Source organism: Aeromonas fluvialis (assembly GCF_000819885.1).
In the GTDB taxonomy this organism is placed as follows: domain Bacteria; phylum Pseudomonadota; class Gammaproteobacteria; order Enterobacterales; family Aeromonadaceae; genus Aeromonas; species Aeromonas fluvialis.
Map to the genome: position 1 here is coordinate 1 of NZ_CDBO01000046.1, position 15,037 is coordinate 15,037.

General features: G+C 58.6%; 14 protein-coding genes, 1 tRNA gene and 1 riboswitch. Of the genes, 14 read left to right on the plus strand and 1 reads right to left on the minus strand.

Translation table 11 applies throughout. The features are described from left to right. The first annotated feature begins 56 nt into the window (after positions 1 to 56). From BN1125_RS09675 to hemB, 13 genes are all read left to right on the plus strand, one after another. Positions 57 to 132 (plus strand) — tRNA-Thr (locus tag BN1125_RS09675). A gap of 252 nt (positions 133 to 384) precedes the next feature. Further along, the gene (codB, locus tag BN1125_RS09680; protein WP_042012065.1) at positions 385 to 1,629 is read left to right on the plus strand and encodes a cytosine permease; all 1,245 of its coding nucleotides are present in this window, start codon (positions 385 to 387) and stop codon (positions 1,627 to 1,629) included. Continuing rightward, positions 1,623 to 2,888: a cytosine deaminase gene (locus tag BN1125_RS09685; RefSeq protein WP_042012067.1), complete on the plus strand. Its 1,266-nt coding sequence runs from the start codon at positions 1,623 to 1,625 to the stop codon at positions 2,886 to 2,888. Before codB ends, BN1125_RS09685 begins: the two co-directional genes overlap by 7 nt. Before the next feature lie 95 nt (positions 2,889 to 2,983). Beyond that, entirely contained in the window at positions 2,984 to 3,361 is a 378-nt protein-coding gene (crcB, locus tag BN1125_RS09690) for a fluoride efflux transporter CrcB (protein WP_005339378.1), read from the plus strand. Between the two features lie 65 nt (positions 3,362 to 3,426). After that, the gene (gene ubiE, locus BN1125_RS09695; RefSeq protein WP_005342396.1) at positions 3,427 to 4,179 is read left to right on the plus strand and encodes a bifunctional demethylmenaquinone methyltransferase/2-methoxy-6-polyprenyl-1,4-benzoquinol methylase UbiE; all 753 of its coding nucleotides are present in this window, start codon (positions 3,427 to 3,429) and stop codon (positions 4,177 to 4,179) included. A gap of 8 nt (positions 4,180 to 4,187) precedes the next feature. After that, positions 4,188 to 4,796, plus strand: a complete 609-nt coding sequence (locus BN1125_RS09700) for a ubiquinone biosynthesis accessory factor UbiJ (RefSeq protein WP_042012069.1) — start codon at positions 4,188 to 4,190, stop codon at positions 4,794 to 4,796. Further along, a complete protein-coding gene (gene ubiB / locus BN1125_RS09705; RefSeq protein ID WP_042012070.1) occupies positions 4,796 to 6,436 on the plus strand; it encodes a ubiquinone biosynthesis regulatory protein kinase UbiB in 1,641 nt (546 codons plus the stop codon). Before BN1125_RS09700 ends, ubiB begins: the two co-directional genes overlap by 1 nt. 42 nt (positions 6,437 to 6,478) lie before the next feature. After that, positions 6,479 to 6,730 (plus strand): Sec-independent protein translocase subunit TatA, encoded by a 252-nt coding sequence (gene tatA / locus BN1125_RS09710; protein ID WP_042012071.1) that lies wholly within the window; start codon positions 6,479 to 6,481, stop codon positions 6,728 to 6,730. A gap of 3 nt (positions 6,731 to 6,733) precedes the next feature. Continuing rightward, positions 6,734 to 7,201 (plus strand): Sec-independent protein translocase protein TatB, encoded by a 468-nt coding sequence (tatB, locus tag BN1125_RS09715; RefSeq protein WP_042012073.1) that lies wholly within the window; start codon positions 6,734 to 6,736, stop codon positions 7,199 to 7,201. Beyond that, positions 7,198 to 7,953: a twin-arginine translocase subunit TatC gene (tatC, locus tag BN1125_RS09720; RefSeq protein WP_042012075.1), complete on the plus strand. Its 756-nt coding sequence runs from the start codon at positions 7,198 to 7,200 to the stop codon at positions 7,951 to 7,953. Before tatB ends, tatC begins: the two co-directional genes overlap by 4 nt. Positions 7,954 to 7,982: 29 nt before the next feature. Continuing rightward, a complete protein-coding gene (locus BN1125_RS09725) occupies positions 7,983 to 8,225 on the plus strand; it encodes a hypothetical protein (RefSeq protein ID WP_042012077.1) in 243 nt (80 codons plus the stop codon). After that, the gene (locus BN1125_RS09730) at positions 8,222 to 9,007 is read left to right on the plus strand and encodes a TatD family hydrolase (RefSeq protein ID WP_042012079.1); all 786 of its coding nucleotides are present in this window, start codon (positions 8,222 to 8,224) and stop codon (positions 9,005 to 9,007) included. Before BN1125_RS09725 ends, BN1125_RS09730 begins: the two co-directional genes overlap by 4 nt. Before the next feature lie 3 nt (positions 9,008 to 9,010). Next, positions 9,011 to 10,027 carry a porphobilinogen synthase gene (gene hemB / locus BN1125_RS09735; RefSeq protein WP_042012081.1) on the plus strand — a complete coding sequence of 339 codons (1,017 nt, stop codon included), beginning with the start codon at positions 9,011 to 9,013 and terminating at the stop codon, positions 10,025 to 10,027. 66 nt (positions 10,028 to 10,093) lie between these two features. Here hemB and BN1125_RS09740 read toward each other — a convergent pair whose 3' ends face one another. Beyond that, positions 10,094 to 12,280, minus strand: coding sequence for an immunoglobulin-like domain-containing protein (locus tag BN1125_RS09740; protein WP_052446123.1), 2,187 nt, complete (start codon positions 12,278 to 12,280; stop codon positions 10,094 to 10,096). Between the two features lie 47 nt (positions 12,281 to 12,327). Next, positions 12,328 to 12,412, minus strand: a riboswitch (cyclic di-GMP riboswitch). A 433-nt stretch (positions 12,413 to 12,845) separates the two neighbouring features. On the opposite strand from BN1125_RS09740, the gene prlC reads away from it, so the two are divergent. After that, positions 12,846 to 14,888, plus strand: coding sequence for an oligopeptidase A (gene prlC / locus BN1125_RS09745; protein WP_042012083.1), 2,043 nt, complete (start codon positions 12,846 to 12,848; stop codon positions 14,886 to 14,888). The last annotated feature ends 149 nt before the right edge of the window (positions 14,889 to 15,037 follow it).

The window sequence follows — 15,037 nt, forward strand, 5'->3', positions numbered from 1 at the left end:
ACTGCCAGGCACCCAATTTCAAGATTACGCCCAGCGTGGTCTTTACCGGTTAGTGTGCTGATATGGCTCAGTCGGTAGAGCGCATCCTTGGTAAGGATGAGGTCCCCAGTTCGATTCTGGGTATCAGCACCATTAAATAGAAAGCCTCCCTGAAAAGGGAGGCTTTTTTGCATCCATCACTTTTCAAACATTCCCTCATATTCCTTACTTCCAATACTTTTTCTGCTTGTAGCCTGCGCTGTTTTTCTGCTGATTTAAGTTCCTAAGTGTTACTCATTTGACTGCTATTTATGGTTTTATCCAGAGATTTAACCATGATTGATTGACGTAAAACGTTTTACATGTAAAATCCGGCGCGTTTTGCCTATTACGTGGAGAGAGAGCATGGCGCAGGATAACGAATACTGTTTGGGGGCGGTACCCGCCAAAGGGCGCAAAGGTGTGCTGTCGCTGATGCTGGTGATGCTAGGCCTGACCTTCTTCTCTGCCAGCATGTGGACTGGTGGTGCGCTGGGCACCGGGCTGGTGTTCGATGACTTCATCAAGGCGGTACTGATCGGCAACTTGCTGCTGGGGATCTACACCGCTTGTCTCGGTTATATCGGTGCCTCAACCGGTCTCTCTACCCATCTGCTGGCTCGTTACTCCTTTGGGGCGAAAGGTTCCTGGCTGCCTTCGCTGCTGCTGGGCGGCACTCAGGTCGGCTGGTTCGGCGTGGGCGTGGCGATGTTTGCCCTGCCGGTGCAGAAGGCGACCGGCATAGATGTGAACTGGCTGATCGCCATTTCGGGCATGTTGATGACGGTGACCGTCTACTTCGGCATCTCAGCTTTGATGGTGTTGAGCTTTGTGGCCGTACCGGCCATTGCACTGCTTGGCGGCTACTCGGTCTGGCTGGCGGTGACCTCGACCGGTGGCATGGCGGCGTTGCAGCAGGTGCAACCAAGCAATCCTATCGAGTTCACCACGGCGCTGACCATGGTGGTTGGCTCCTTTATCAGTGCAGGAACCCTGACCGCCGACTTTGTCCGCTTTGGTCGCAAACCCTGGGGCGCCGTCATGATTACCATGGTGGCATTTTTTTTGGGCAACACGCTAATGTTCGTCTTCGGCGCAGCCGGTGCGGCGGTGACCGGGCAGGCCGATATCTCGGAAGTGATGCTGATGCAGGGGCTGTTGATCCCCGCCATTCTGGTGCTGGGTCTCAATATCTGGACCACCAACGACAACGCCCTCTACGCCTCCGGCCTTGGTTTTGCCAATATTACCGGTCTCAAGAGCAAGCCCCTCAGCGTGATCAACGGCCTCATCGGTACCGCTTGCGCCCTCTGGCTTTACAACAACTTTGTCGGCTGGCTGGCCTTTTTGAGTACGGCAATTCCGCCGATCGGTGGCATTATCATCATGGATTTCCTGCTCAATCGTGAGCGTTACCGTCAGTTTGCCGATCAGCAGTTCGAGACGGTGCGCTGGCAGGCGCTGGTCGCCACGGCAGTCGGGGTGGCTGTCGGCAAGTGGCTACCGGGCATAGTGCCACTCAACGCGGTATTGGGCGCCGCCTTCACCTATTTCATTCTGGTTCGCCTCACCCAGCGGCCGGTTCTGGTACAGGAAGCTAACAAATGCTGATTCAACATATTCGTTTGGCCGATCGGGAAGGGTTGTGGCAGATCCGCTGTCAGGATGGGGTCATCACCGCCATCGAACCCCATGACGAGCATGCCGTCGCCGGTCGGGTGCTGGACGGAGGGGGCGGTCTGGCTATCGCCCCCTTTATCGAACCCCACATTCACCTCGATACCACCCAGACGGCGGGTGAGCCGAGCTGGAACCTCTCCGGCACCCTGTTCGAGGGGATCGAGCGCTGGGCCGAGCGCAAGGCGCTGCTGACCCATGAAGATGTGAAACAGCGCGCCATCCAGACACTGAAGTGGCAGATCGCCAACGGCATCCAGTTTGTGCGTACTCACGTTGATGTCTCCGATCCCAATCTGGTCGCGCTCAAGGCGATGCTGGAAGTGCGGGAGGAGATGAAGGAGTGGGTCGAGCTGCAGATCGTTGCCTTCCCGCAGGAGGGGATCCTCTCCTACCCCAGCGGCAAGGCACTGCTGGAGGAGGCGCTCAAGCTGGGGGCAGACGTGATTGGCGCGATCCCCCATTTCGAATTTACCCGGGAATATGGGGTAGAAAGTCTGCACTACATCTTCGATCTTGCCGAGAAGTATCAGGTTCTGGTTGATGTGCACTGTGACGAGATCGATGACGAGCAGTCCCGCTTTATCGAGACGCTGGCGACCCTGGCCTACGAGCGCGGTATCGGCTACCGGGTAACGGCCAGCCATACCACCGCCATGCACTCCTACAACGGCGCTTATGCTTCCCGCCTGTTCCGGCTGCTCAAGATGGCGGATATCAACTTCGTGGCCAATCCGCTGGTGAACATTCACCTGCAGGGGCGCTTCGATACCTATCCCAAACGCCGCGGTATTACCCGAGTGAAGGAGATGCTGGAGGCGAACATCAACGTCTGCTTCGGTCACGATGACGTGTTCGATCCCTGGTATCCCATGGGCACCGCCAACATGTTGCAGGTGCTGCACATGGGGCTCCATGTCTGCCAGATCATGGGTTACGAGCAGATCAACGATGGTCTGAAGCTGATCAGCAGCCACAGCGCCCGCACCCTGAACGTGCAGGATCGTTATGGCATCGAGGTGGGCAAACCGGCCAACTTGCTGATCCTGCCTGCCGACAATGGCTTTGATGCGGTGCGTCGTCAGGTGCCGGTGCGTTACTCGATCCGCCACGGCAAGGTGATTGCACAGACCCGCCCGGCCCAGACCGAAATCGTGCTGGGTCAGCCAGAGCCCATCGATTTTCGCCGCTGAGATTTCAATCAGGCTGGATGTCGATTAGTTCCGCCTCTGGGCACAAGGGCCGCCATTGCGACATAATGGCGGCCTGACCCTGAGGGAGTGACACCATGCAAACCTGGTTCTATGTTGCTGCAGGGGGCGCCATCGGCGCCTGCCTTCGTTTTGGGATTGCCGAACTGATGGCCTTGCTGCTGGGGCGCCACTTTCCTTACGGGACTCTGGTGGTCAACGTGGTGGGCTCTTTTATCATGGGGGTGGCGTTCGCCCTCATCAGTCACGGTCATGTGGTAGAACACCCGATGAAGCCGCTGCTGATGGTAGGGATCCTTGGAGCCCTGACTACTTTCTCTTCCTTTGCCCTCGATACGGTGGTGCTGGCCCAGCATGGGGCCTATCTGAAAGCGCTGCTCAATATCGGTCTCAATCTCTTCCTCTGTCTGGCCATGGTGGTGCTGGGCATGCAGTTGGTTGCGAGCCGGGTTTAAGGTGTCCGGACGCCAGTGGCTCTGGTAAACTGGCGGCCATTCTTTGCTCTATGGGTGTTTAAGGGATGTCAGAACAAGCAACGACAACGCATTTTGGCTTTAAAACCGTGGCTGCGACCGAGAAGGAAACTCTGGTAGCAGGTGTCTTCCATTCGGTGGCAGCCAAGTATGATCTGATGAACGATCTGATGTCGTTCGGCATCCACCGCCTGTGGAAGCGCTTCACCATCGACTGTTCCGGTGTGCGCAAGGGCCAGAAGGTGCTGGATCTGGCCGGTGGTACCGGTGACTTGACCGCCAAGTTCTCCCGCATCGTCGGCGAGACCGGTCAGGTGGTGCTGGCGGATATCAACGACTCCATGCTGAAAGTGGGCCGCGACAAGCTGCGCAATCTGGGGGTCGCCAACAACGTCTCCTACGTGCAGGCCAACGCCGAGGCGCTCCCCTTCCCGGATAACCACTTCGACGTGATTACCATCGGCTTCGGCCTGCGCAACGTCACCGACAAGGACAAGGCGCTCGCCTCCATGTTCCGGGTGCTCAAGCCGGGTGGCCGTCTGCTGGTGCTGGAGTTCTCCAAGCCGGTCAGTGAAGTGATCGCCAAGCTCTATGACCTCTACTCCTTCAAACTGCTGCCGAAAATGGGCGAAATCGTTGCGAACGACAGTGAAAGCTACAAATATCTGGCAGAGTCCATCCGCATGCACCCGGATCAGCAGACCTTGGCTGGCATGATGGAAAATGTCGGTTTCGAGCAGGTGGAGTACTTCAATCTGACTCAGGGTGTGGTTGCCCTGCACCGCGGTTACAAGTTTTAAGGTTGCCTATGCCGATGGATGCCATGGTCACCGCGGTGATCGAAACCAGCCTCAACCAGTTGCTGGCGCTGGACAAACAGAGCCCGGAGCGGCTGCGCAAACTGGTGGGCAAGGTGCTCAAGCTGGAGCTGCGTGAACTCAAGCCGCTCTGGTTTGTCTTCTCCGAGCGTCGGCTGGATGTGCTGGCCCTGCATGAAGGGGAGGCCGATGCGGTGCTCAGTCTCTCCCTGACCGCCCTCGGTCTGCTGAAAGACCCTTCCGCCCTGACCCGCTATATCCGCGAGGAGAAGCTGGATCTGAGCGGTGATCCCCAGCTGGTACAGGCATTCAGCGTGCTGCTGGGTGAGCTGGATATCGACTGGGAGGAGGAGCTGTCGCGCTATACCGGCGACGTGCTGGCCCACACCCTGTTCAGCGGTGCCCGTCAGGCGCGTCGCCTGGTCGGCCGCGAGCTGTGCCGCACCCGCAGCCAGCTGGCGGAATATCTGACCGAAGAGGCCCGCCTCGCCCCCGGCCCGCTGGAAGTGGCGAGTTTCAACGATGACGTCGAGGTGCTGACCCAGCAGCTCAAGGCCGTCGAACTGCGGCTGGCCCGCTTCGAACAGCAGGTGACCTGATGACCCCGAAGGAGTTCAAACGCCTCTATCGCATCATCACCATCCTGCTGGAGCAGGGCATCGACGAACTGGTGCCCGCCCGCTATCAACCCTGGCCGGGTCGTCTGGCCCGTTGCTCCCTGTTCTGGCTCAAGAACAAGCAACCGGATCTCAGCCGCGGTGCCCGCATCCGTCTCGCCTTCGAGGCCCTTGGCCCCATCTTCATCAAGTTTGGCCAGATGCTCTCGACCCGCCGCGATCTGCTGCCGCCGGATATCGCCGAAGAGCTGGCCCTGTTGCAGGACAGGGTGCCCCCCTTCTGTGGTCAGGCGGCGCGCCAGCAGATCGAGCAGAGCCTGGGTTGCCCCATCGAAACCCTGTTTGATGACTTTGACGAGACGCCGCTGGCGTCCGCCTCCATCGCCCAGGTGCACACCGCACGGCTGAAAGAGAATGGCCGCGAGATCGTTATCAAGGTGATCCGACCCGACATTGAACATGTCATCGAGGCAGATCTGCGGCTGATGCAGACGCTGGCCCGTCTGGTGGCCCGCTTTGCGCCCCAGAGCGCGCGGCTGCGACCCATCGAGGTGGTGGAGGAGTATCGCAAGACCATACTCGACGAACTGAACCTGATGCGGGAGGCGGCCAACGCCATCCAGCTACGGCGCAATTTCACCGGCTCCGAGGCGCTCTATGTGCCTGAAATCATTACCGACCTCTGCCGCGAGCAGGTGCTGGTGATGGAGCGCATCTACGGTATTCCGGTCTCCGACATCGCCGCGCTGGAGGCCAACGGCACCAACATGAAGCTGCTGGCCGAGCGCGGGGTAGAGGTCTTCTTCACCCAGGTGTTCCGCGACAGCTTCTTCCACGCCGACATGCACCCGGGCAACATCTTCGTCTCTTACGAACACCCGGAAAACCCGCTCTGGATCGGCATCGACTGCGGCATCGTTGGTACCCTCAATCGGGAAGATAAACGCTATCTGGCGGAGAACTTCCTCGCCTTCTTCAACCGTGACTATCGCCGTGTAGCGGAGTTGCATGTGGAGTCTGGCTGGGTACCGGCAGACACCAAGGTGGACGAGTTCGAGTTCGCTATCCGCACCGTGCTGGAGCCCATCTTCGAGAAGCCGCTCTCGGAGATTTCGTTCGGTCACGTGCTGCTCAACCTGTTCAACACCGCGCGCCGCTTCCATATGACGGTGCAGCCGCAACTGGTGCTGCTGCAAAAGACCCTGCTCTATGTGGAAGGGTTGGGGCGTCAGCTCTACCCGCAGCTCGATTTGTGGCAGACCGCCAAGCCGTTTCTCGAAAACTGGATGCATGAGCAGGTGGGGCCCAAGTCGGTATTGAACGCCATCAAGGAGAAGGCGCCATTCTGGGCCGAGAAGCTGCCTGAGCTGCCGGAGTTGGTCTATGAGACCCTGCGCCAGACCCGTCATCAGCAGCGTCATTTCGACCAGATGTTTGCCGAGTTCCGCCGTCACAGCCATCGGCAGGGGCAGGCCCGCTACCTCTTAGGGGTTGGAGCCAGCCTGCTATTGGCGGGTGTATTCTTGCTGACCCAAAAACAATACATTGAGTGGGGACAAGCCAGTCTCGCCGGTGCAGCCCTTTGCTGGCTGGTTGGCTGGTTGCGAACCCGTTCCAATTAATCAACAACCGCGCCGTCAGGCGCCTGTTCTGGAGAGAAAATCATGGGTGGTATCAGTATTTGGCAATTGTTGATCATCGCAGTCATCGTCGTGCTGTTGTTCGGTACCAAGAAACTGCGCGGGATTGGCGGTGATCTGGGCGCGGCGGTCAAGGGGTTCAAGAAAGCCCTCTCCGACGAGCCGAGCGATGCCAAAACCGAGCTGAAAGATGCCGAGTTTCCCCCGAAACAGCTGAACGAAGCGGCCACTCAGAGCGCTGAGACCGCCAAGCAGAAAGATAAAGATCAGGCCTAAGCCATGTTCGATATCGGTTTTTGGGAGCTGGTCGTTATCGGTGTGGTCGCACTGGTGGTGCTGGGGCCAGAGCGGCTGCCGGTTGCCATCCGCACGGCTACCCACTGGATCCGCCTCATTCGTTCGACCGCGAACTCGGTCAAGTCCGAGCTGGAGCAGGAGCTCAAGTTGCAAGAGCTGCACAACGACCTGAAGAAGGCGGAACAGTTGCAGATGAGCAACCTGAGCCCCGAGCTGCAGGAGTCCATCGAACAGCTCAAGGCGGCGGCCCAATCGGTCAATCGCCCCTATCAGGTGGAGAACGAGATCCGTCCGCCGCAGGCCGAGCCGGTCGTCCAGGCTGAACCAGCCACGCAGCCGGAGCCTGCGGTGCAGCCGCTGGGACGCGACGTGCCGCCGGTCAACAGTCAGCGGAAGAGCGAGCCGGTGTCGGTCAGCGAGTCAGCAGTGAAAGGGGAGGTTAAGTCATGAGTCAGGCCGAGCAACCCCTCATCAGTCATCTGGTGGAGCTGAGAAGCCGATTGATGCGTGCCTTGATCGCCATCCTGCTGGTGTTCATCGCGCTTATCTACTTCTCCAACAACATTTACGACTTTATAGCCCAGCCGCTGCTCAGCCAGTTGCCGGAAGGCACCAGCATGATAGCGACGGATGTGGCGACCCCCTTCATCACGCCGATCAAGCTGACCCTGGTGGTCTCCTTCTTCGTGGCGATCCCCTATCTGCTCTATCAGGCATGGGCCTTTATCGCCCCCGGTCTGTACCAGCACGAACGGCGGCTCATCATGCCGCTGGTTGCTTCCAGCGCCGTGTTGTTCTATGCGGGGATGGCGTTTGCCTACTATGTGGTGTTTCCGCTGGTGTTCGGTTTTTTCACCAGCACCGCACCCGCAGGGGTGACGGTGGCGACCGACATTGCCAGTTATCTGGACTTCGTACTGACCCTGTTCTTCGCGTTCGGGGTAGCGTTCGAAATTCCGGTGGCCACCATACTGCTCTGCTGGACCGGGGTAACCACTCCCCAGAGTCTGCGGGAAAAACGCCCCTACGTATTGGTCGGTGTTTTCGTGGTCGGTATGCTGCTGACGCCGCCCGATGTCTTCTCCCAGACCCTGCTGGCGATCCCGATGTGGGCGCTGTGGGAGCTGGGTCTGTTCTTCGCCCGTTTCTACGTGAAGAAAGAGGATGAGGAGCAACAGGAACAACCGGAAGAGGGGAGCTGAGGCTCCTCTTAATTTGATAGAGTCGATACATGGTTACGAAAACGGATTTACAAGAATGGGTGCTTACTGCGCTAGCAGATCGCGGTGGTAGAGCTCGAATTGTTAGTGTTGCTGAATGGATATGGACACATAAAGAGCAAGAATTGAAAGGCGCCGGAGAACTGTTCTTCACATGGCAATATGACATGCGCTGGGCTGCGACTGAATTAAGAAAATCCAAGCAAATTAAGGATAAAAACCTGACTCCCAAAGGGATTTGGGAGTTGGCATGATCGATATCGGTTTAAACCTGACCAGCAGCCAGTTCGCCGGTGAACAGCCTGAGCTGGTGGCCCGTGCCCGCGCCGCCGGAGTGGAAGCACTGATCCTGACTGGTACCGATCTGGCTGGCAGCCGCGAGAGTGCCGAGTTGGCCGCCCGCTGGCCGGGCTACTGCTTCTCCACTGCCGGTGTACATCCTCACGATGCCAAGAGTGTCGATGAGGCGACCCTGCCCGCCCTGCGCGAGCTGGCGGCGCAGCCGCAGGTGGTGGCCATCGGCGAGTGCGGCCTCGACTACAACCGCGATTTCTCCCCCCGTCCGGTGCAGGATGCGGTATTCGACGCCCAGCTGGCACTGGCTGCCGAGCTCGGGATGCCGGTGTTTCTCCACTGCCGCGATGCGCACGCCCGTTTTATCGAGATCCTCCGCCCCTGGTTGCCGAAGCTGCCGGGAGCTGTGCTGCATTGCTTCACCGGTTCCGACGAGGAGCTGGACGAGTGTCTGGCGCTGGGGCTGCATATTGGGGTGACCGGCTGGCTCTGTGACGAGCGCCGCGGCCAGCTGTTGCGTGAGCAGGTGGCCCGTATTCCGGCTGGTCGGCTGATGATCGAGACCGATGCCCCCTATCTGGTGCCGCGGGATCTGAAACCGCGCCCGAAACGCAACGAACCTGCTTTTTTGCCGCACATCGCCCAGGTGGTGGCGTCCTGTCGTGGTGAAGCGCCCGAGGCCTTGCTGGCCCATACCCGGGCCACCTCCGCCGCGTTCTTCCAACTTCCTCTCCAGGAGTGATTCATGGCTACAACTCTTCCGGGCGCCTTTCCGGGCCGCCGCCTGCGCCGTCTGCGCAAACATGATTTCAGCCGTCGTCTGGTGCGCGAGAACGTACTGACCGTCAACGATCTCATCTATCCGGTGTTCGTGCTGGAAGGGGAGAACCGTCGGGAAGCCGTTCCCTCCATGCCGGGGGTGGAGCGTCTCTCCATCGATCTGCTGCTGATCGAGGCTGCCGAGCTGGTGGAACTGGGTGTGCCCGCCATCGCCCTGTTCCCGGTCACCCCGCTGGAGAGCAAGAGCCTGATGGCGGAAGAGGCCTACAACCCGAACGGGCTGGCCCAGCGTACCGTGCGTGCCCTCAAGGCCCACTTCCCGGAGATCGGGGTGATCACCGACGTGGCGCTCGATCCGTTCACCACCCACGGTCAGGACGGCATCATCGATGACGAAGGCTATGTGCTGAACGACATCACCACCGAAATCCTGATCAAGCAGGCGCTCTCCCACGCCGAGGCCGGAGTCGATATAGTCGCGCCGTCCGACATGATGGATGGCCGCATCGGCGCCATCCGCGCTGCGCTGGAAGAGAACGGCTTCATCAACACCCAGATCATGGCCTACTCCGCCAAGTACGCTTCCTGCTACTACGGCCCATTCCGTGATGCGGTTGGCTCTGCCGGCAACCTCGGCAAGAGCAACAAGGCTACCTACCAGATGGATCCGGCCAACGGCAACGAAGCCCTGCATGAGGTGGCGCTGGATATTCAGGAAGGGGCGGACATGGTCATGGTCAAACCCGGCATGCCCTATCTGGATGTCGTGCGTCAGGTGAAGGATCAGTTTGGCGTGCCGACCTTCGCCTATCAGGTGAGCGGCGAGTATGCCATGCACATGGCGGCGATCCAGAACGGCTGGTTGAAGGAGAAGGAGACCATCATGGAGTCCCTGCTCTGCTTCAAGCGGGCCGGAGCGGACGGTATTCTGACCTACTTCGCCAAACGGGTGGCGCAATGGTTGCGGGATGACGCCCGTTGAGGGGCGTGGCAGGCTGATAAACAAGAGGGGAGCCAATGGCTCCCCTCTTTAGTGATGACCGATCAATTACAGCTTGATCCAGGCATCACTCCAAGCGGTGCCCTGACCAGGCGCATAAGCCCATGCAGCACCACCACACCAGCCGGTGTAGGGGTACGGCTTGCACTCGTAGTTGCCACCTGCGTTAGAGACTCGCTCACCCGCCTTATAAGACGTTCCCGGGACATAAGCAGGGTACTCACCCGGCTCACCCGGATTGTTCTCTTCAGTCAAGCTGAGCGGGTAAGTTTGGGTGGTGGCATTTGCCCCTTCCGCTTTACCGGTGATGACCAGTTGATAGTTACCCGCAGTTGCGTTGGTGCCAGACAGCAGCATATTGCCACTTCCATTGATCGACGCAGAGCTGCTACCGATGACGCGATCGCCTTGCTTGAGCTCTGCCTGCATGGCCATCAGGGCATTGGTATTGATATTGAAGTTAATGGTGACGTTGCCCTGAGTAATCGGATAGCTGTCTGCCAGTCCAGTGACAGTAAAATCAGGGTTGGGCAGCGGAGGTGGATTGCTGCCACCGCAGTCGCTATCACCAATGACTCGCCATACACCCCATTCACCCGTGGTGCCCGGCTCCTCGCCGCGAGTCCACCAGCCTGCGCGCCAGCGCTTGCCATTGTGGTCAACCTCATCGCCGCCATTATATACGTTGGTGGCATTCCATTCGCTGCTGCAGGTGTTGCCATCGGTGACTTTAACTGTGCGCCCCTGGCTGATGGTCTGCCCTGCGCCATCGGTGACACTGTATTGCAGGGAGTAGCTGCCGACTCGGCCGGTATCGACATTGCCGCTGACCGTGATGGATGCGGTGAGGTCGCCATCTTCTTCATCGCTCGCAGAGACCCCCGCAAGCGGGTCGAAAGTGCTGCCCAGCGTGATGCTGACGTTCTCTACACCATGCAGTACCGGTTTCATGTTGTACACATCAATGGTGCGTACTTGCTCGGTGATGTTGTCATCGCTGTCAGTGACGCGGTAAGTCAGGGGTTGCAGACCCAGCTTATGAGTATCAACGTCACCTTCCACTTCGATGCGATCGGTGATATCACCATCTTCCGCATCGTGGGCGGTCACGCCATCAAGCGGGTTGAATGCACTGCCAAATTTCACCCGTGTGTCTTTGATGCCGCTGATCGTGGGTTTGCCATTGGCTGGAGGTGGAGTGATATCTTGACCGTGGATAAAGGGGCCATAGGTTTTAATGAAGCTTTCGGAATAAGCCTGACCTGCGGCATTGCGCCCCATATCCCAGTTGATCGACCAAGTCATCACCCCGCGTAGTGGCTGGCCTTCACTCTTGAGTTTGTTGAAGGCGTTAAATAATTTCTGGGGCTCTTTGACGTAACCGGTGGCGGCGCCATCGATGTTGCTGGGCAGGCCGAATACCAGTTTGTCGTGCGGGATTTTGTAGAAGCCGCGAGTGCCATTGCTCAGGGAGTCAGCCATGTAATAGATGAACTCCTCTTTCAAGGCATCGTTGTTCTGGGCAATCCAGCCGATGCCATCGATATAGATGCCATCGCCGCCCTGGTTGTAGAACTGGGGATTGATCCAGTCGTAGTAGCCTTCCAGATTGCGGATATAGGGGATGTAGGCCCCGTTCTGGGTTAGATAGGGGAACTCGGGTGCCATGGTGATGAGGAAGTTTTTCCCCTGGGCACGATAGTGATCCTTGACGATGCGCAGGGCTGCCGGGATTACGGTCTGGTTGTTGGCGGCGGTGATGGCGGCCTGCTCCAGATCAATATCCAGCCCGTCGAAGCCATAGGTTTCAACCTGACGGATGATCTCGTCGGCGAAGGCCTGCTCCTGACCGGTGCGCAACTCGATGTGTGCATCGGCGCCACCCAGTGCCAGCAACACGGCGCGGCCCTGACGGTTCAGCTCGGCGATCTGCTCGATGAACTGGCTTTCGCTCAGGCCTACAGCCGGGTCGAGATTGAAGGTCGGGATCGGGTTGCTGCCATAGACCTTCATGAAGGAGACATTGACCACGTTGTATTGCGGGTTGACCTGATCCAGTTTGACGCAGGGAGAGATGCCGCCCTTGTAGCCTGCACCGTCACACCAGTTGTGCCAGTAACCGACCACCACACCAGATTGCGGGTTGACAATGTTCTGGCCAGCGCTGGCGGCATGCAGTATGGGGCTGGTGGCGCCGATCAGGCAGCCCAGCAGAGAGAGTTTGAACTTGTTCATTATTGCTCCGTACATTGCAAAAATAGGCCCATCAAGGGATGGGCTTCGGGGGCAGCCCCGCTGTCATAGGAAAATCCCTTAGACCGGTGGCTTTGCGTGGTGGCCTTTCGAGCCACATTGCCTTTTTCAACCGATTTCCGTGCAGCACAGAGAATCAAGTGACCTGTATGGCAGACTGCTTATGATAAATGCCTGAAAACAAATTAATCAACAGGAGTGTTTACTCTAATTATATGAAAGTATTGATAATTTGTTACGCCATCTACATTTTTTAGGACCCCTGATTGACCATTCCGGTACCAGGCAGGCAGCCATGACGCCGGTAAAAGGCTACTTGTTGTCCCTTGAAAGTACCGGTAAGAGCCAAAAAAGTTCACAGATTCATCCTGTTACTGGCTGTGGATGGCAAAACTGCGGCAACGGCAGGGAGCCGAGTTGAAATGGCTGGAAAAGTGCAGGGCTACGGCGGATTCCCGCTTGATTATTGTGTGGCTTGGCCACATGTTAGAAACCCATACAGAGCTGCTAAAGCGGTCTGTTCAAGACCAAACAAGAGGTAACCGGGATGAATAACCCTTTGCTGACAATGGATTCTCTGCCCCCTTTCAGCCAGATCAAGCCCGATCAGGTACAAGCTGCCGTGATTCAGGCGATTGCTGACTGCAAGCAGAAGATCAGCGATGTGCTGGCCCAGCGTGATCCCCATACCTGGGATAGCCTGATCGCCCCGCTGGAAGAGGTCAATGACCGTCTGTCACGGATCTGGTCACCGGTCAGCCACCTCAACGCCGTACTCAACAGCGAGGCACTGCGTGAGGCCCACGATGTCTGCCTGCCGCTGCTCTCCGAATTCCAGACCTATGTCGGCCAGCATGAAGGGCTCTATCAGGCTTATCTGACCCTCTCCCAGAGCGATGACTTCCCGCGTCTGGACGATGCCCAGCGCAAGGAGATCCAGAACACCCTGCGCGATTTTCGTCTGTCAGGTATCGGTCTGCCTGCCGAGGCGCAACAGCGTTACGGTGAGATTCAGGCCCGCCTTTCCGAGCTAGCCTCCCGCTTCAGCAACAACGTGCTGGATGCTACCCAGGGCTGGCACAAGCTGGTGGCTGATGAGTCCGAATTGGCCGGTCTTCCCGACAGTGTGCGCGCTGCAGCCCGTCAGATGGCTGGGCTCAAGAGCAAGGAGGGGTGGCTGTTCACGCTGGATATTCCCTCCTACCTGCCGGTGATGATGTACGCAGACAATCGCGCACTGCGCGCCGAAATGTATGAAGCCTTTACCACCCGCGCCTCCGATCAGGGCCCCAACGCGGGCAAGTGGGACAACTCCGCCATCATGACCGAGCTGCTCACACTGCGCCGCGAACTGGCCCAGCTGCTGGGTTTTGCCAACTATGCCGAGCTGTCGCTGGCGACCAAGATGGCGGACAAGAGTGAACAGGTGGTGAGCTTCCTCACCGATCTGGCTGCCAAATCCCTGCCACAAGGCAAAGCCGAGCTGGGGGAGATCCGCGTCTTCGCTGCCGAGCAGCATGGTCAGAGTGAGCTGGCCGCCTGGGATCTCGCCTATTACGCCGAGAAGCTCAAGCAGCACAAGTTTTCCATCTCCGACGAGCAGTTGCGCCCCTACTTCCCCGCCAGCAAGGTGGTGAAAGGGCTGTTCGAAGTGGTGAAGCGGGTGTTCGGCATGAAGATACGCGAGCGCCTTGGTATCGACACCTGGCACCCGGACGTGCGTTTCTACGACATCTTCGATGCCGACGACGAGCTGCGTGGCAGCTTCTACCTCGACCTCTATGCCCGCGAACACAAGCAGGGTGGCGCCTGGATGGATGTCTGCCTGGGTCGTCGCTACCGTCAGGATGGTTCACTACAAAAGCCGGTGGCCTACCTGACCTGTAACTTCAACGGCCCGGTGGATGGCAAGCCTGCACTGTTCACCCACAACGAAGTGGTCACCCTGTTCCACGAGTTCGGCCACGGCATTCACCACATGCTGACCCGCATCGACGTGGCTGGCGTGGCCGGTATCAACGGCGTGGCCTGGGATGCGGTCGAGCTGCCGAGCCAGTTCCTCGAGAACTGGTGCTGGGAGTCAGAGGCGCTGGCCTTTATCTCTGGCCATTACGAGACCGGCGAGCCACTGCCTGCCGACCTGCTGGAGAAGATGCTGACTGCCCGCAACTTCCAGGCGGCGATGCAGATGCTGCGCCAACTGGAGTTCGCCCTGTTCGACTTCCGTCTCCATCAGGAGTTTGACCCGGCCAATCCGGCGCAGCTCCCGGCGCTGCTGGACGAGGTGCGCAGTCAGGTGGCCGTGATGGTGCCACCGGCGTTCAACCGCTTCCAGCACAGCTTCTCCCACATCTTCGCGGGCGGCTATGCGGCGGGCTATTACAGCTACAAGTGGGCCGAGGTGCTCTCGGCCGATGCCTTCTCCCGCTTTGAGGAGGAGGGGATCTTCAACCCGGTCACCGGCCAATCCTTCCTCAAGCATATTCTGGAGAAGGGGGGCTCGAAAGAGCCGATGGAGCTGTTCCGGGCCTTCCGTGGTCGGGAGCCCAAGGTGGATGCCCTACTGCGCCACAGCGGGATTGCCGCATGAGGCTGATGGCCGCGACCGCTCTGAGCCTCAAGTAGATACATTTTTGAACCATAGTGGGATTAAGGCGTGATTTCTGCGATAAAAAGGGACCTTTTGGTCCCTTTTTTCAAGGCTTTTTAATATCTTGCTGATTGCATATTTGCACAGCC